The organism is Bartonella sp. B39 (assembly GCF_053795145.1).
Window position 1 is genome coordinate 762,952 of record NZ_CP200036.1, and the last position, 16,584, is coordinate 779,535.

Sequence of the window (16,584 nt, forward strand, 5' to 3'; positions counted from 1 at the left end):
TTGAATCAAGAATTAATGATAAGAGAAAAATTTTTCCTTTTTTGAATGAAAATTCGACTGGCAATAGTTGTCTTTATAGATAAAAGATAAGAAGAAGCCTTAATAATATTAACGAATCATGAAATGACTGGTGTTATGAGTAAATTTATTCAAGACGTAACTAAAGCTATGGTGGCTTTGCATAATGTATTTGCCGAAACACCACTTCAGAGAAATGATTTTCTTAGTCAAAAATATGATGCAGAGATTTATTTGAAACGTGAAGATTTAACACCAGTGCGATCATATAAGATTCGTGGTGCTTTTAATTTTGTCTCAGCAATGCTTGATAAGATTTCTCAAGATGCTGCATTTGTTTGCGCATCAGCGGGAAATCACGCGCAGGGCGTTTCTTTTGTTTGTCGTTATTTTAAACGTAAAGGTGTGATTTTTATGCCTGTGACGACTCCGCAACAGAAAATTGATAAGACACGCATTTTTGGTGAAGAGTTTGTTGATATTCGTTTAGTTGGTGAAACGTTTGATCAATGTTACGCAGCTGCACAGTCTTTCGTTACGCAAGGTAGTGGTATAATGGCACCGCCTTTTGATGATATTCGCATCATTACGGGGCAAGCGACAGTTCTCTGTGAGGCTGTTTTGCAATGGAAAAAACTCAATGGAGAAAGCGAACCAGATTTAATTATTGTACCCGTAGGTGGTGGTGGTTTGGCTAGTGGTGTGAGTAAGTTTTTACATGACTATGGTTGGAAAACAGAGATTCGTTTTGTTGAGCCGCAACGAGCTGCAAGTTTGCTTGCTTGTTTGAAGAGTGGAAAACGTGTCAAACTTGAAAATATCGATACATTTGTAGATGGTGCTGCTGTAGCTGAAATTGGTGCGTTAAACTACACAATGCTAAAGCAATTTTCACCTGATTCTGTTATTACAGTTCCTGAAAATCGTGTTTGTTCTACAATGGTTGAAATGCTCAATGTTGAAGGTGTAGTTTTGGAGCCCGCGGGCGCTTTATCAATTGATGCCCTTAATAGTCTTTCTTATCAAGAGTTGAAAGGAAAAAAAATCCTTCTCGTTATTTCGGGTGGCAATTTTGATTTTGAGCGTCTACCCGATATTAAAGAGCGCTCTCTGCGTTTTCAAGGCTTAAGAAAGTATTTTATTTTTAGTTTTCCACAACATCCTGGTGCGTTGCGTAGTTTTCTTACACAACTTTCTCCAGATGATGATATTGTGCGCTTTGAGTATCTCAAAAAATCATCCAGAAGTTTTGGTTCTGTGTTGATCGCAATTGAAACAAAAAAATACGATAATTTTTGCCTCTTAGAGAAAAAGTTTCAAGCTTTAGGATGGCGCTATCGTGATATTACCGACGATCAAACATTATTTGATTTTGTCATTTGAGAAGCTAAATTTTTTGCAAAAGTGAGAGATATTAAGAATGAAGTCTATTTTTTGTTTTTTACTAGGCCTGTTTTTATTTTTAAGTATTAGTAAACAAAGTATAGCACTCGAGCTACCGACAATACAAAAAAACAAACTTTCAAGATTAATTATTGATGTCAATAATGCTGTAAAAAATGGTAATTTTGTACCTATTTCTGCTTATATGCCCGATCGACTCTATAAAGAAATAGCGCGTCGATTGAATACGACAGAGGATAAATTACGTGAAAATTTTCTTAAACAGCTGCGTGTTCAATTTGAGAATTTGCCTACAGGCGCTTATCGTTTAGATGAAGCGAATATAGATTATTTGCAAACTGATAACGGCACTTTTTATGCTTTGATTCCAACTACACTTGAGATGAGTGATCGTATCATTCAGTATAAAACTTTAGCGATTTTTGATAAAACGCAATGGTATTTAATCTATGGTGGTCAAAAAACTGTACAAAATCCGATTTTTCTTGAGATTTATCCTGATTTTAATGAGGTGCATTTACCAAAGGAAACAATCATCAAAAGATAAGTGGTTAACTTACTGTTTTTCTTATTCATTATAAATAACTTTCACAAAGTACTTGATTTTTTGTTGTAATCGAATGATAGTATGAGAAAAGGTTTTTGGGCTGGTTAGTTAGCTCTTTTTAGGATGAAATTTATGCCTTTTACCTTGATTTCAAGGTGCTCATGGGTTGCGCAAATCGCTCTTTAAAGCGTTGCTCCATAAATTTGTAATATCGAGGTTTCTCTTGCGCGGATTCTTGAATAACATGGTTCAGCTTAATGCTTATTGATAGTTGTTGGGCTGAGGAGAGATTTTATTTTGAATTTAAATAGAGAAAACGTTTTCGCACAATTGGGGTTACCTGCTCTTTTGGTTAAAAGCTTACTTATTGCTGGTATGAATAGGCCTAAACCTATTCAAGAACTAGCTATTCCAATGATGCTAAAAGGGCATGATATTTTAGGTATTGCACAAACAGGTTCTGGAAAAACTTTGGCATTTGGTTTACCAGTTTTAAGTCAGGTTTTGGCTTTAGGTGATAAACGTTGTCCTAAAACTGCGCGCGCTTTGATTTTGGCTCCTACACGTGAACTCGCTGTTCAGATTGATGAAGCAATCCGTACTGCGGCGAAAGGGACTCACCTTTCGACATGTCTTATTTTAGGAGGGGTATCGCGTTTAAAACAAATTAAACGCATGGGTGCAGGTGTAGATGTTTTGATAGCAACACCAGGGCGTTTAATGGACCTTGTTCGTGAAAAATGCGTTGATCTTTCTCAATCTCGTTTTTTGGTTCTGGATGAAGCAGATCGTATGTTAGATATGGGCTTTATTAGTGATGTACGGCAAATCGCAAAACTTTTGCATCAAGAGCGTCAGACAGCGCTTTTTTCCGCGACAATGCCGAAAGAAATTACTGCACTTGCAAAAAGTTTGCTTAATGATCCAGTGAGGATAGAAGTTGCTCCTCAAGGGACTACCGCTGCGGAAATTACTCAAAAGTTATATTGTGTCCCTACGCGTGAAAAAAAGAATGTTTTGGGTAAACTTTTGACAAATCCGATTTTTGCTTCGGTTATTGTCTTTACCAGAACCAAACACGGTGCTGATACTGTCACACGTAGTTTAGCAAAGATAGGGTATTGTGTTGCGACAATTCATGGAAATAAATCACAAAATGCTCGGCAGTCTGCCTTAAAAGCTTTTCGTGAAAGAGCGGTACAGATCCTTGTTGCAACAGATATTGCAGCCCGCGGTATTGATATACCGGGGATCAGTCATGTTATTAATTATGATTTACCAGATGAAGCTGAAAGTTATGTGCATCGTATTGGTCGTACAGGACGTAATGGTGCTTCTGGTGAAGCACTCACACTTTTTGATGAAGGAGTAGAGGGAGCACGGTTGCGTGCTGTAGAGCGTTTGATTCGTATGCGACTAACACGTGAAGCTGTTCCAGAACAGTTTGCTGATTTTCCAGAAAGGCCAATTATATCAAAAAGTGGAAAAAAAGAAAATAGTAAGGAACCTCATTTTAGAAAATCTAAACATGAGAAGCGATTTTTGAATTGTAAAGATAAATCTGAACAATTACAAAATAAAGATTCTTCCTCTTCAAGTGAAAGACACAAAAAAGCAAAAACAGCAGCAAAGCGGGCGAAGCTTTTTCGTTTTCGCAAGTCAGTGAAGAAGGCTGCTTAAGGAAAATTTTTAGAAGAGATCGTGGATTATTTTTCTCCCTTCAATTTCTTAAAAGTAGAACAATTTTGGATGTCTGGTATCACTAACAATATCTTAAGAAATCATTATTGTATCCTCTTAACTACAGTCGCACTTTAATGCATTTGTAAAAAATATCGATGGATTTTGTGCTTTGTTTGATATTTATTGTAGTCTAAAGGACAAAATGCAGTGCGATGTAGCTTATGTTTTAAGGATGGTATTTGAATGAGAATAAGATTTAAGCTTAGAAATTTAATTTTTTCCATTATTCCGTAGTTTTTTGAGCTACAGAATTTTTATATTGGTATTAGAGGAACAATACCCAGTAATACGCCTTTAACTATGGTTCAAATTCGTTTAGTCACTAAATTGTTTAGTATATCTACTGGAATACTAAATGCTTTTTTGAAGGAGATCTAAAATCAATTTATAGAGAAATATTAGAGAATCCCTGTTTCAAAATTTTTACCTACGAATCCATCATTAAAAAGGTGTAGTTTGACAGTATGTTTTGCACTAAGTGGGAAGGGGTGGGATTAGTTAGGAATAGGTGGTAGTTTGTTGTTTTTATGTACAATTTCTACCATTAAATGCGCGTTTTGTAAAATTAAATTTTGACATCTAAAATGGCCCAAAAGAGCGAAAAATCACAAAAATCGGAATTTTGTGCTAAAAATGAGAGAAGTCTGTGAAAGGTCTTTGAAAATCCTTTGAAGAATTTTAAAAAGTCTGTAAAAGCCCAGAAAGCCGGCTTTGAAAGACCTTTGAAAAAAATCAGACAAATCGTAAAAGCAACTCCAAAAACAATCCAAAATGACCAAAAAAGCAAAAAAGATTTGCACCTATTGGTGATTATCTATTTTTATGAGCAATATATTATTATAAATAAGATAGTTACATAATTTTTCTAATGTAAAAAGATTTTCATATCAGTTTTTCATTTTAGAGAGGCATTAAGCCGTATTTTGTGTAGTTGTTATATGTGCTCTTTCAGCTTCGATTTGACGCTTTAAATGCAGTTTGAGAAGAGGCAAAGTAAGCTCAACTTCTTCCGTATCATTGATGTTTTGAGCAAGCTCTTGCAACTTTCCATAGAGCTCCGCCGCGATTTCCGCTATATCTTCAGGGGGGAGTTTTATTTTTGTATCACGATAGGTCGTATAAGCTATGCGACCAAGCTTTTTCATGAGTCCAGCAGGGATGGTAGGTGCTTCTAAATCTGTCACTTTCGTTACGTCCGTGAACATTTCGCCTTCACCTGTAGCTAGCCATTCCACAGATACACCGCAAATATTTTTGTAAATTATCAGCATGGATATAGGTGGTTCGCGTAAGCCAGTTTCATAGTTGCTCATAGTACTTTCAGGTACCGCAAGATGATCAGCAAATTGTTTGCGTTCCACAAAACCAAGAGCAAGACGCACTTCACGTAACCGTTTTGCTAGTTCTGTTTTAGGTTCTTTTTTAGGACGTCCCAAAAAAACACTCCTAATACACATTTAGGTTTACTAATTCATAAAAGTGAATTATATCTTTTATTACCGCCCGATATAGCGGGCATATATTTTACAATTAACCCCACAAAGACGGATGTTGCAGCATCCGTTTGAAGCAGGAGCGAAAGTTATGACCATGACCCAAATATGGGATCGCCATAGTATTTTAGCCGAGCTACGCCGTCGTAATATGACCTTGGCGGAGCTTGCAAAAGCTTATCAACTATCGTCATCCAGTGTTCAACATATCTGGACACGGTCTAACGAGAAAGCTGAACGCGCTATTGCCGATTTTATCGGCTTGCCCGTTGAGCAGGTTTTTAGCGACCGCTACCCCAAAAGTCGCCGTCGCATTTTTAAAGCAGCAAAACACGCTAATACGGACTCGCGTACCCCTTCCGCACTGCGCGGTAATGCCGCTTGAACTCGTTACACGGCTTTGCGTGTTAAACGCATTTGCCATGAATTTAGATACCATAAGATAAAAAGGTTTATCAATGTCTAAACATCAATACGAAATTGGCAAGATAAATTGCATACAGTTGTCTCATCAGGCAGCTGATTGGATGGTTTGTTTTTGGCGATTAGGTGGTGGTCAAGTTTTCTTTATCGGGGGGGATTATGGTTGCTGCTTGTAATTTATGGACCCCAGATGTCAGAAGCGATATCGTTAATCCTTATTCAGAAGTTGAACGATTAGAAACGATGCTCGCTTGCTGTTATAAGGTTGTGCAAAGCAGTTTTCGCCATTTACCTGTACGATATATTATTAACCCGCCGCATCATTTGTTTGATGCGATGTTAGCGCGGCAGATTGTCATTCATCTTTTTCATTATCAGTTTGGGGTACCACGATGGCGTATTGTTGCCATACAAGCACGGCAGCGGACTTCTATCTCTCTATCTTTGCAAGTGATTAATCGACGTTTGGAAGAACCTGTTTTTGCGAAAGCTTATCGAAGGTGGGCTGGGCGTGCGATGGATTTGTTTTTTAAAGAAATGGAAAAGGTGGCGGCGTGATGGCACGATTTCAAGAGATTGCTTTAGATTTGATTGTGGTGCCTGAGCGTATTCGCCCTGTGGATGATGAGCATGCCAAGGCGCTTGCGCAATCAATGGTGCGAGAGGGATTGATGAATCCGATTACAGTACGCCATACGCCCAATGCCAAGGGAGGCAATTATACGTTGATTGCTGGTGCGCACCGGTTACGTGCTGCTGAGCTTTTGGGCTATAGCGAAATTAATGCTGTTGTGGTGCAAGCTGATAAGGACAATGCCGCGCTTTTAGAGGTTGCAGAAAACCTTTTCCGCAATGAATTGTCGGTGATTGACCGTGCCCTGTTTGTCCAGACCTACCGCAAATTATGGGAAAAGAAGTATGGGGAGATTAAGATTGGTAGGAATAAAAAATCAAAGGGTAATGTTTACCCTTTGATTGGTGATGATATACATGCAAATCAAAGCGCAAACATTGCATTTTGGTCTGCTGATGAGAAATTGGATCAACTTGATCCTATTTCTGAAACGAGAAATAGTGCAAAGTTTGCACTATTTCATGATGAAGAGCAATTAGTGCAAGTTGCACCTATTTCTCATGCGAGTGGAGAAAATGGCAAAGGAACAGTTTTGTCTTTTGCCAAACATGTGGCGGATCGCATTGGTTTATCGAAACGTGCAGTACATTATTTAACGAAAATTTCCCAGCATTTACAGCCGGAATTACGGGCGGTTTTGCGTGGCACGGCATTGGCGGATAATCAGGCGCAATTGTTGAAGCTTGCGAAGATGGAGCCGGTTGCGCAGCGGCGTGTGGCGATTGCTTTGCAACAGGTTGAGGGGGATTTACGGCGGGCTTTTGATTTGGTCAATGGCATTAATACGCCGCCTCACATCAATGAACAGGAACGTATTTTTGCTCAATTGTTGGGTGTTTGGCAGAGAGCGGATGCGCAGACAAAGGCGCGGTTTTGTGATTATCTTGCAAGAGAACGGGGGGAGGAGCAGGCATGAAGAGGCATGGTTCTCAACAGCTTGATTTTTTTCGACAGCCAGTTTTTCCCTGTCGTGAGCCTGTTGCACAGATTGATCTGGAGCGGTTTCGTTCACGTATTAAGCGTGCCATGGCGCGGGCTTTGCGTGAATGTCCGTATGAACGCAGTGTGATCGCCGAGCGTATGGCGCATTATTTAGGGATTGGTTGCTTAAGCAAAGCGAGTTTGGATGCTTATGTTGCGGAAAGTAAGCAGGTGGATATTTCTTTACCACGCTTTAAGGCTTTTGTTCGCGCTACGGGAGCGTTTTGGCTGTGGGATGAGGTTGTGAGTGAAGATGGCTTATCGTTATTGCAAGGGGATGAAGCGCGGTTAGCAGAGATTGCTAGGCTCCAGCAGGAACAAAGGAAGATTGCCGCGCAATTAAAAGCCATGCGGGCTACACCCGTGAAGATTAAGCGGGGGCAGCCATGAAAGAATGGTTTAGCATTGCCGAATTAGCTGCATTAGCCCTGCCAGAGTTGCCAAAACAAAAGTCGGCCTTAATAATCTGGCACTTAAAAAATGGCGTTTAAATACACAGTTGTTTCGACAAATTTTAGGAAAAACCAAGCCGGTTTGGGAGTACAACGTCTCTTTATTGCCAGAGCGGTCGCGGGCAGTTTTACTGATGCAGCAAAGAGAGATTGCCATTTTTCAAAATACGGAAGAAAGTACGCAAAAAGAAGACATTTGGTTGCGCTATGATGGCCTTTCGAAGGCACATAAAAACCGCTGTGAAGAGCGTTTGAAGGCGCTTTGTTTTATGGATGATTTACTCTTAGCTGGTGTAGGTGTGCATGATGCGGCAACCAGCACGGGGATCAAATTTGGCGTAAGCCGCAGGTCGCTTTTTAATTGGCGCGAGAGGGTAGAAGGTCATAGTCGTAGTGATTGGTTGCCAGCATTAGCACCAGCTTGCGGTGAAGATAATTATTCACAGTTTGCAATATGTCATGAGGGGGCTTGGGAAGTTTTATGTTCGGATTATCTACGTTCTTCTAAGTCTGCATTTTCGGCTTGTTATCGGCGCATGGTTGCGGTTGCACGTGAGAAAGGCTGGGTTCCTATCCCTTCAGAGCGGGCTTTGCGGCGTCGTTTCAATAAAGAAATTTCAAAAGCGGTTGTGACGTTAGCGCGTGACGGTGAGGAAAAGGCGAAAAAACTTTACCCTGCACAACGACGCGATCGCTCTAGCCTTCATGCTCTGCAAGCAGTGAATATGGATGGGCATAAGTTAGATGTTTTTGTTCAGGTTCCTTGGGCAGAAAAGCCTGTGCGTCTTTATTTGATCGCCATTCAAGATCTTTATTCGGGCAAGCGATGTTATAGGCCGCTTAGTTAAGGTCGATAGCGAAGGTCTATCTGGTGGGAAAGCCACAGGCTATGATTGCGAGATTAAAAATATTTGGGACTATACGGAATTTTGGGATGGTTCTGTCCTGCATCGCTTTTCTTTTAAACGAGGCGGATGGCTTGTACGCAATGGACAAGATATCGGTGGCCGTCGACGCTCTATTCTCAATTTATAAGCTCTCATTATTAGGGATCTCATTTATAGGAATTGATCATGACAAGTTTACAAAAAACCATTGATGTGGAGTTGCAGGTTCCTCTTCTTTATCAAGACAAAAATGGCAAAGAATCTCTATACAAGAAACTGACCTTTTATCGCCCCACCTTCAAACAAGCCAAGCAATTAGCGGTGCTGATTGGACCACAGTTGACAGAGTTGCTTGGTCCTGAACTTGGAGAGCAAAAAACACTCACCAATGATGTGCTTATCACAAAGCTTTCTCAAGTTTTGTTCACAAGTGAGGCGACAGAAGGAATTACAGCGCTTTTAGCCGATATGTCACATGAATCTGTTGAACTGATTGATCGACTTGATGTTGTTGACATTATTGCTGTCTTCAAGGCTTTTTTTGCTTTTTTTACGCAACGCCAATCCTTTATGCCGGACAATTTGGAGCAGAACTAGCGCTTTATTATCACTGGGCACCTTCAGAAATTAACCAGATGGATTGGCGGGATGTGATTTCCTATCGCAGCGAATTAGCACGCCTTAAAGCCCTAGAATATGAAAGCCATCAGTTAGGATAAAATACTCTCATGGATGTTTCCCTTGTTGTGCGTTTTGTTAATCATCTGCAAGAGGGGATAGCTTCTGCCAAGCGGGATCTTGCAGCCTTTAGTTCAGATGTTGCGCATTTCCAAAACAAGACAAGGCAGCACTTTAAAAATTGGTTTGACCCTGAGCATCTGAGGGAGGCAACAGCAAATGCGGAAAATGCTTTCAATCAAGCACGTGGGCGCATGGTGGGTGCCATTGCGCAAACAGCAACCTTGATTGCCCCTCTCTATAAAGCCATGCAATTTGACCAATCGATGAAAGGATTGGAAAAGGTTCTGGATGCGCCCCTTGAGCGCTTAAAAGCATTGCGCCGTTTTGCTTTGGAAACCTCCACCAAGATTCCGCTAGCGGCACGTGAAGTTTTGGAGCTGATGACCAGTGCCAGCCAAGCCGGCATCGGCGAGCAAGATCTAGAAGCTTTTAGCGTTTATGCTGCTAAAGCTGCAGTGGCTTTTGATATGACGGGGGATCAGATTGGGGAGCGCTTTGCTAAATTGCGCAATGTCTTTAAACTCAATCAGGAAGGTATTGAGGCTTTAGGTGATGCCATCAATCATCTCTCCAATCATATGGCCGCCAAGGCCAGTGAGGTTTCCGATTTTACCAATCGTGCCACCGGTGCGGCAACCATGTTTAAACTCACGGCGCGTGAAACAGCGGCGTTTGGTACAGCAATGATTTCCGCTGGTATTGTTCCAGAAAGCGCAGCGCGTGGCTTTAACGTAATCAGTGCCCGCATTCAGGCGGGAGGCAAGCATATTGAGGATGCTTTTACCAATATCGGGCTATCCCGTGAAAAATTCATGGAAGATCTCGATAAAGATGCGACCGGTACCTTGGTTCGCTTTTTTGATGTTTTGGGCAAATCAGAACAGGGTATGCGTTCCCTGATTGCCATCGCTGGACGCGATTTTACCGGTGATTTTGCCAAATTGGTCGGCAATCCCGAATTGTTATGGCAAGCTCTAGAGTTTGTGAGAGATCCAAAAGTCTTTAAAGGCTCCGTGGAGCAAGAGGCGGACAAACAAGCAACCGGTGCGATGAGGCAATTTGAACTTTTGCAAAATCGTATCGTGGCGTTGGGGATTACCATTGGTGAAGTTTTATTGCCCCCTGTCAACAGTTTGATGGAAAGTGTTGGCAATTTTACCAATGGGTTGATGACATGGGCGAATGCCCATCCCACTTTAACAAGCGCTATCATCAAAACCATTGCCGCCCTGATGGCTTTTAATATTGCTCTGCGTGTGTTGCGTTTTACCATGGCTGGTACACGTCTTGGGTTTCTGCAGTTGATCAGCTCTTTTATCAAGCTTGGAGCACTCAGTCGTGGTCTTAAGGCAAATTGGCGAGGGTTAGCGGCTTCAGGTCGCTCACTGGGAATAATGGCGGCAGGGCTTGGTGGGAGATCACTGCGTCTTTTACGGCCGATAACTTTACTGGTGGCTACGTTTCGGGGGCTTATGGTCTCTGGTTCTGCATTCGCCGCCTCTTTTGGTTCGATAGGGACAGCGATAGAAGTGGTTGGGGCTGGCATTGCCTCTGTAGTTGGTGCTGTTTTTACCCCGATAGGGGCTCTGATTGCTGCTGTTGTGGCTGTGATCCTTACCGCTTGCTTTGCTTTGTGGAAATATTGGGATCGTTTCTCTTCCTTTGTCAAAGGCTTTGCACGGGGAATAACACGCGCTCTTAGTCGTGCCTTTGAAGCCGTCATGCGCTTTTTTGGTGCTGATACCGCAACCATCACCAAGTGGAAAAATATTATTGCCGCTGCTTTTGATTTCTCTCAAGCTTGGCAAAAATTCAAACAAGGACTTAACGCTGTTGGCAGGTGGTTTGGCAATGTGTGGGATGGGTTTAAACAAAGCCTTTCCAACTTTTGGCAATGGTTGGTTAGTTTTTTTGCTCAAGAAAAGCTCTCTGAGGATGCCAAAGCCGGTATGGAACAGGCGGGGGAGGACTTGGCCAATTGGATTGTCGATGGTTTTATGGCCTCCATCACGGGGTTGAGCGATTTTTTTACATCCTTGCCCCGCCGCATCAAGACATGGATTGGGTCGATTGATTTATCGGACCTTTTCCATTTGCCAAGTTGGCTTGGGGGCAAAACAGCCATTCAACCGATTGTGCAATTTGCGGGAAGCCATCACAAACAGGCTCCTGACACAGGGATAAGGGACAAAGACCGCTCCACCATCACCCATAATCAAAATGTCACGGTACATGTCAATGGTGCCCGTGATCCTATTGCCACTGGTCGTGCGGTAAGTCACGCCATTCAACGTGCACGTGCCAATGCCCTGCATGGGGGAACAGAATGAGGGGAGGGAGCCTATGAGAGATCCTTTGATGATGTTAGGACCACATCAATTTTATGTGGACTGGTTGAATTTCCAATCCTTTGAAGAAGAGTTTTCTGCCTCCTGGGTTTGTATGGAGCGTTTTGGCAAGGCACCTGGTTTGCAATTTACCGGCTATGGTAATGATCCCAAAACCATCCATGGGGTTTTGTTTCCAGAAGAGTTTGGCGACCGTGAAGCGATAGATGCCATTACCCAAACGATTCGAGCAGCCAAACCCGTTGCGATGATCCGTTGGATCAATGATACCACCTATAGCGCCATTATGCATGGCTGCGTGGTGCTCACCAGTATTAGTAAAGACCATGATTATATCAGCCGCTCTGGCCAATCTCAGCGTCTCCGCTATTCCATTAGTCTCTTGCCCTTTTTTGATGGGGGAAAACCTCAAGGACAGTATCAGATGGGGCAATATCAGATGGGACAATGCCAATGAAGATAGCAGAAAAGCACATTGTTGTAGAGCTAGAGGATATGAGCTTAGACCTCATCTGCTTTCACCATGCCATGGCTGTGTTAGGGGATCGCTCTCGCGTGGGAGCTTTAAAAGGTTATTTAGAAGCCACATTGGAGGCCAATCCAGAGATTGCCAAATATGGTGTGCTTTTGCCACGTGGATTGCGTGTGATACTTCCTGAATTTGTGTTGTCTAATCCCCAAAGCATGGTGAAGCGGCTATGGGATTAATGCGTACATACCCTTTTATTGTGGTTAAGGTGGGAGACAGACCTGTTCATGAAGTTTTTTACCAGCGTCTTTTAACGGCAACCATCACTGATAATGCCGGTAATGAAGCCGATACATTTGAAGCAGAATTTGACGATAGCGGTCATGATTTAAGTGTTCCGGCCAGCAACAGCACTCTACAGGTGATCTTTGGCTATGAGAACATCATCAGTGCGTTTATGGGGCGTTTTGTTGTTGAATCGGTTGTAAGTTCAGGCGGCAGTGAAGGAGAGATTTTACGCCTTTGTGGCAAAAGCGCCTCGATGCGTAAGGAACTCAAAGAACAAGCTAGTGAACATTTTGATCACAGAACCATTGGTGAGATTGTTGAGACACTCGCCAAGCGCCATGGCTATCAAGCAAAGATCAGTCCCCAGTTGACCAAACAAGCTTTGCCTTATGTGATTCGTACAGATCAATCTGCGGTTGATTTTTTAACCCGCCTTGCTGACCGCATGCAGGCACGTTTTTTGATCAAGGACAATAAGTTTTTATTTTTAAGCGGAGACAATTTACCAGCACTCGACCTTTATAAGCACGACTGTTCCAGTTGGGAATTCACGTTAGAGCCACGCACGCAATACGGTGTGGTGGAAGCTTCTTATTTTGATCGCTCAAAAGGGCAGCAATACCAAGTCAAACATCAGACAGGGGTTAGCGGACCTGTGCGTCGTCTGCGGACTTGTTATACCTGCAAGGAAGAGGCGTTAGCAGCAGCGGCATCAGAATCAGACCGACTTTGCCGTGCTGTGGGAAGTGGTTCTTTGACCCTTGAGGGTTATCCAGAAATCATGGCCGATCAACCTCTTTTGCTACAGGGGTTCCGCAGCGAAATCAATGGTTCATGGAAAGCCGCAACCGTCACCCATCGCTATGAGAAATCAAGCGGATACACCACAGAAATTACACTGGAAGCACCAAACAAGAGGGAGGAGAGACACAATAAATAGAGGCTGGGCTGGTTACCCAGCCAACGGGGATAGTTTAGCGACACACCCGTCCGATGCCAAAACACATAACATCGCAGCCACTTCTTATCACTTGAAGCAATGAGAAGGCGGCCATCATGTATGGAAGAAGTTAAAAAAGTATGGATACACTTTATGCTGAAACATTAAAATCTGTTGATCCTATCACACCAGCTAGTGCTTATATTGGTGGTAAAATCAAGTTGTCTAAAAACCCTTATCAGAATCATTGAAAGCATTCCTCATAAAACTTATGCAGAACCTTTTGTTGGCATGGGAGGAATATTCTTTAGACGAAAATTGAAACCTTTATATGAAGTGATCAATGATCGTTCAGGTGATGTGGTGAATTTTTTTCGGGTGTTGCAACGCCATTATCAGCCATTTACGGATTTGTTAAAGTTCCAGATTAGCAGCCGTGAAGTATTTCAACACTTCTCTTTACAAGATCCCAAAACCCTTACGGATTTAGAGAGGGCTGTACGATTTTTCTATCTGCAGCGTTTGAGTTTTGGTGGTCAGGTAACCAATCGTAGGTTTAGAGTTGATCCTCACTGCACTGCACAGTTTAATCCTTTGAAACTTGAAGCCTTGTTAAAGCTTATTTACCGTCGTTTATCCACGGTCACCATTGAACATTTAAATTGGTCTGACTTTATTCTTCGCTATGATCGTCCACAGGTGTTTTTTTATCTTGATCCACCTTATTTTGGCGTTGAGCCCTATTATGGAAAGGATTTGTTTAAGCGGGAGGATTACCAGACCATGTCTGCGCTCCTTGCGCAATTAAAGGGGAAGTTTCTTCTTTCACTCAATGATGTGCCAGAGATCCGAAAAACCTTTAGTCAATTTCAGATAAAAGAGGTCACAACATCTTACACATGTGGTTTAAATCGTGCGACTCCTGCCAAAGAACTGATCATCTCAAATTGTGATTTTTAACAGAAAAAAAAGACTCATTTAAAGGGTCTTTAAATAACCTTTGAAAGGCCTTTGAAGACCCTTTGAGAACCCTTTGAAAAAATGAAAATCCTTTGAAAAGGAGGTAGTTTTTACAAAATACGATACAAATTATACAAAATTTTATGGTGCTCTGCACTCATGATCTTACAAATTGTAGGTATCAAATCATGTGATTGTGGCAAAAAAACTGATCATCTCAAATCGTGATTTTTAACAGAAAAAAAAGACTCATTCAAAGAGTCTTTAAATGATCTTTGAAGACCCTTTTAGAACCCCTTAAAAAACCCTGTGAAAAAAAATAAATTGGTGCAAAACTAGGTGGCAAATAGTGCAAAACCTGCTGGCAAGCTACAAACAGTTTTGAAAAAAATGGTCGGAGCGGCGGGATTCGAACCCACGACCCCTTGACCCCCAGTCAAGTGCGCTACCAGGCTGCGCTACGCTCCGATTCTGCGTAGAACGACTAAACGACTGTTCATTTAAAGGCAAGAGAAAAAATAAACAGAATGAAATCTATAAAATACTCTTGTATTTTTAAAGAGAGATTGTATTCATAAAAAGCTTTGTGCTTCTAAAATTGTTCATTTTTTCCGGCACTTAATAAGTGTGAGGGGATGGTGGTATCTTTTTGATATTTCTGTTTATCCATTAAAAACTTTTCAAAAAGGGGAACAGTTTTATAAGTATACTAGCTGATCGATGATATTGAAGAATTTTTTCTTTATTTTTGATTTTTGTACAAAAGGCATTTTGCACAGGATATGAGGATGGTAAAATGGAAATCTCAGATTGTATAATTATGAATCCAAATTATTGGATATGAGGCTTTTATCCTGATAGAAAAAATCAAAATATTTCAATTTATATCTTGTTGTTTTATTTCTGATATACCAAATAACCAGGATATCGAAGATAAAACATTATCGAAGTTTTGTTGAGTAGAAAAGAGTAAATAATGAGCCGTTTTTCGGTAGTGAGTTTGACAGAATCTGCAGTAAATCGTGTTAAAGCGATTATGGATGCAAAAGATGCGCGTGGTATCCTTATTGGCATCAAGAAAGGCGGCTGTGCGGGGATGGAATATACAATTACCCTTGTAAAGGAAGAGGGGTTGGATGCAGATGTTGTTGAAATTAACGGCGCTCGTGTTTTTATAGCACATGATGCAGTATTATTTTTATTAGGGACGCAGGTGGATTACGAAGTGACAACACTTCGTTCTGGTTTTGTATTTAAAAATCCTAATCAAGTTTCAGCATGTGGATGCGGTGAATCGGTAGAACTCCGTCCTGCCTTGCAAGGTCAGCTAGATGAAGCGTATAAAGCCAATTGAGCTTAGTCAGGTTTTATTGAATAATTCGGATATTTGTTGATTTTTTTAGGTTAGCGAAATCTGATATTTTTCTTATTTTTTGCCTTATCCCAAAGATATTCCATTTCATTTAAAGATGCATCAGCTAGTGTTTTAGATTGAGTAGATAGGCTTTCTTCAATATAGGCAAAACGATTTCGAAATTTTGTATTTGTTTTTTTTAATGCTTTTTGTGAATCAATATTTAAATGGCGTGCAAGATTAAGCAGGGCGAAATAAATATCACCGAATTCTGCTTCTATATCTGACATTTTATTATCTTTGATTGCTTCTCTGAGTTCATTGAATTCTTCTTCGATTTTTGCACAAAAATTATGATTCTCATGCCAATCAAAACCAACTTCAGCAGCCGCTTTTTGTAAAGTGAGTGCTTCTTGGTCTGCTGGCTGGATCTTTTTTATTTTTGCAAGGATGCTTGTTATGGAATTGTTTGATAAGTTTATTTCTTTGCACCATTGTTTCTGTTCAGCTCGTTCTGTTTTTTTAATCTGTTCCCATTCTTCCGCCACAAAACCACGTTTTTTTTGCTCTACATTTCCAAAAACATGGGGATGGCGACGAATCATTTTTGCAGTGATTGCGTAAACAACATCCTCAAAAGAAAAATTACCTTCTTCTTGCGCAATCGTAGCATGGTAGACTATTTGTAAAAGAAGATCACCGAGTTCATCACAAAGATCTGTGCGGTTATCCCGCTCAATGGCATCGATAACCTCGTAAACTTCCTCGAGCATATAGGGTATAAGAGATTCAAATGTTTGTTTTATATTCCAGATACATCCGTTATTGGGATTTCGTAATGCTGCAACAATTGCGATAAGATCATTAATATCTTTTGATGCGATCATTTGTGCCTTTCCCAT

At 41.3% G+C, this 16,584-nt stretch carries 15 protein-coding genes, 1 tRNA gene and 3 pseudogenes; 16 read left to right on the top strand and 3 right to left on the bottom strand.

The features are described from left to right. The first annotated feature begins 123 nt into the window (after positions 1-123). The 3 genes from ilvA to V4P57_RS03430 all read left to right on the top strand — a co-directional run bounded on the left by ilvA (position 124) and on the right by V4P57_RS03430 (position 3,649). Positions 124-1,401 carry a threonine ammonia-lyase IlvA gene (ilvA, locus tag V4P57_RS03420; RefSeq protein ID WP_455466760.1) on the top strand — a complete coding sequence of 426 codons (1,278 nt, stop codon included), beginning with the start codon at positions 124-126 and terminating at the stop codon, positions 1,399-1,401. A gap of 37 nt (positions 1,402-1,438) precedes the next feature. After that, the gene (locus V4P57_RS03425) at positions 1,439-1,969 is read left to right on the top strand and encodes a hypothetical protein (protein WP_455466761.1); all 531 of its coding nucleotides are present in this window, start codon (positions 1,439-1,441) and stop codon (positions 1,967-1,969) included. A 267-nt stretch (positions 1,970-2,236) separates the two neighbouring features. Then, complete coding sequence (locus V4P57_RS03430; protein ID WP_455466959.1) at positions 2,237-3,649, top strand: DEAD/DEAH box helicase; 1,413 nt, start codon at positions 2,237-2,239, stop codon at positions 3,647-3,649. A gap of 974 nt (positions 3,650-4,623) precedes the next feature. Here the strand turns inward: V4P57_RS03430 and V4P57_RS03435 are convergent. Then, entirely contained in the window at positions 4,624-5,148 is a 525-nt protein-coding gene (locus V4P57_RS03435; RefSeq protein WP_455466575.1) for a helix-turn-helix domain-containing protein, read from the bottom strand. A gap of 148 nt (positions 5,149-5,296) precedes the next feature. Here V4P57_RS03435 and V4P57_RS03440 point away from each other — a divergent pair, with 148 nt between their 5' ends. The 12 genes and pseudogenes from V4P57_RS03440 (at position 5,297) to V4P57_RS03495 (ending at position 14,328) form a co-directional block, all read left to right on the top strand. Further along, positions 5,297-5,590, top strand: a complete 294-nt coding sequence (locus tag V4P57_RS03440; protein WP_455466949.1) for a helix-turn-helix domain-containing protein — start codon at positions 5,297-5,299, stop codon at positions 5,588-5,590. Positions 5,591-5,787: 197 nt separating this feature from the next. Beyond that, positions 5,788-6,186 (top strand): hypothetical protein, encoded by a 399-nt coding sequence (locus V4P57_RS03445; RefSeq protein ID WP_455466950.1) that lies wholly within the window; start codon positions 5,788-5,790, stop codon positions 6,184-6,186. Continuing rightward, a complete protein-coding gene (locus tag V4P57_RS03450; protein WP_455466576.1) occupies positions 6,186-7,178 on the top strand; it encodes a ParB/RepB/Spo0J family partition protein in 993 nt (330 codons plus the stop codon). Before V4P57_RS03445 ends, V4P57_RS03450 begins: the two co-directional genes overlap by 1 nt. Continuing rightward, positions 7,175-7,633, top strand: a complete 459-nt coding sequence (locus V4P57_RS03455; protein WP_455466762.1) for a hypothetical protein — start codon at positions 7,175-7,177, stop codon at positions 7,631-7,633. The genes V4P57_RS03450 and V4P57_RS03455 overlap by 4 nt, the downstream gene beginning before the upstream one ends. Beyond that, positions 7,630-8,519: pseudogene (locus V4P57_RS03460) on the top strand (DNA-binding domain-containing protein); the annotation flags it as partial. The gene V4P57_RS03455 and the pseudogene V4P57_RS03460, both read left to right, overlap by 4 nt. Before the next feature lies 1 nt (position 8,520). Next, positions 8,521-8,730 (top strand): annotated as a pseudogene (locus V4P57_RS03465) (phage major tail tube protein); the annotation flags it as partial. Between the two features lie 38 nt (positions 8,731-8,768). Next, positions 8,769-9,179, top strand: a complete 411-nt coding sequence (locus V4P57_RS03470; protein ID WP_455466763.1) for a hypothetical protein — start codon at positions 8,769-8,771, stop codon at positions 9,177-9,179. A gap of 131 nt (positions 9,180-9,310) precedes the next feature. Continuing rightward, positions 9,311-11,653, top strand: coding sequence for a phage tail tape measure protein (locus V4P57_RS03475; RefSeq protein ID WP_455466752.1), 2,343 nt, complete (start codon positions 9,311-9,313; stop codon positions 11,651-11,653). A 13-nt stretch (positions 11,654-11,666) separates the two neighbouring features. Then, the gene (locus tag V4P57_RS03480; protein WP_455466237.1) at positions 11,667-12,128 is read left to right on the top strand and encodes a phage tail protein; all 462 of its coding nucleotides are present in this window, start codon (positions 11,667-11,669) and stop codon (positions 12,126-12,128) included. Beyond that, positions 12,125-12,379 carry a tail protein X gene (locus V4P57_RS03485; protein WP_455465472.1) on the top strand — a complete coding sequence of 85 codons (255 nt, stop codon included), beginning with the start codon at positions 12,125-12,127 and terminating at the stop codon, positions 12,377-12,379. The genes V4P57_RS03480 and V4P57_RS03485 overlap by 4 nt, the downstream gene beginning before the upstream one ends. Further along, positions 12,379-13,368, top strand: a complete 990-nt coding sequence (locus tag V4P57_RS03490) for a phage late control D family protein (RefSeq protein WP_455466960.1) — start codon at positions 12,379-12,381, stop codon at positions 13,366-13,368. The genes V4P57_RS03485 and V4P57_RS03490 overlap by 1 nt, the downstream gene beginning before the upstream one ends. Before the next feature lie 140 nt (positions 13,369-13,508). Further along, positions 13,509-14,328: pseudogene (locus tag V4P57_RS03495) on the top strand (DNA adenine methylase). A gap of 391 nt (positions 14,329-14,719) precedes the next feature. On the opposite strand, the gene V4P57_RS03500 reads toward V4P57_RS03495, so the two are convergent. Next, positions 14,720-14,796, bottom strand: a tRNA-Pro gene (locus V4P57_RS03500). A 508-nt stretch (positions 14,797-15,304) separates the two neighbouring features. On the opposite strand from V4P57_RS03500, the gene V4P57_RS03505 reads away from it, so the two are divergent. Continuing rightward, entirely contained in the window at positions 15,305-15,682 is a 378-nt protein-coding gene (locus V4P57_RS03505; protein WP_455466764.1) for an iron-sulfur cluster assembly accessory protein, read from the top strand. Between the two features lie 50 nt (positions 15,683-15,732). Here V4P57_RS03505 and mazG read toward each other — a convergent pair whose 3' ends face one another. Further along, positions 15,733-16,569 (bottom strand): nucleoside triphosphate pyrophosphohydrolase, encoded by an 837-nt coding sequence (mazG, locus tag V4P57_RS03510; protein WP_455466765.1) that lies wholly within the window; start codon positions 16,567-16,569, stop codon positions 15,733-15,735. Positions 16,570-16,584 lie beyond the last annotated feature (15 nt).

Bases quoted from the DNA above. Each gene is read 5' to 3' on its own strand.
- mazG (WP_455466765.1), bottom strand. From the start codon at position 16,569: ATGATCGCATCAAAAGATATTAATGATCTTATCGCAATTGTTGCAGCA.
- V4P57_RS03450 (WP_455466576.1), top strand. From the start codon at position 6,186: ATGGCACGATTTCAAGAGATTGCTTTAGATTTGATTGTGGTGCCTGAG.
- V4P57_RS03475 (WP_455466752.1), top strand. From the start codon at position 9,311: ATGGATGTTTCCCTTGTTGTGCGTTTTGTTAATCATCTGCAAGAGGGG.
- V4P57_RS03470 (WP_455466763.1), top strand. From the start codon at position 8,769: ATGACAAGTTTACAAAAAACCATTGATGTGGAGTTGCAGGTTCCTCTT.
- V4P57_RS03425 (WP_455466761.1), top strand. From the start codon at position 1,439: ATGAAGTCTATTTTTTGTTTTTTACTAGGCCTGTTTTTATTTTTAAGT.
- V4P57_RS03485 (WP_455465472.1), top strand. From the start codon at position 12,125: ATGAAGATAGCAGAAAAGCACATTGTTGTAGAGCTAGAGGATATGAGC.
- V4P57_RS03505 (WP_455466764.1), top strand. From the start codon at position 15,305: ATGAGCCGTTTTTCGGTAGTGAGTTTGACAGAATCTGCAGTAAATCGT.
- V4P57_RS03455 (WP_455466762.1), top strand. From the start codon at position 7,175: ATGAAGAGGCATGGTTCTCAACAGCTTGATTTTTTTCGACAGCCAGTT.
- V4P57_RS03480 (WP_455466237.1), top strand. From the start codon at position 11,667: ATGAGAGATCCTTTGATGATGTTAGGACCACATCAATTTTATGTGGAC.
- V4P57_RS03440 (WP_455466949.1), top strand. From the start codon at position 5,297: ATGACCATGACCCAAATATGGGATCGCCATAGTATTTTAGCCGAGCTA.
- V4P57_RS03490 (WP_455466960.1), top strand. From the start codon at position 12,379: ATGCGTACATACCCTTTTATTGTGGTTAAGGTGGGAGACAGACCTGTT.
- V4P57_RS03445 (WP_455466950.1), top strand. From the start codon at position 5,788: ATGGTTGCTGCTTGTAATTTATGGACCCCAGATGTCAGAAGCGATATC.
- ilvA (WP_455466760.1), top strand. From the start codon at position 124: ATGACTGGTGTTATGAGTAAATTTATTCAAGACGTAACTAAAGCTATG.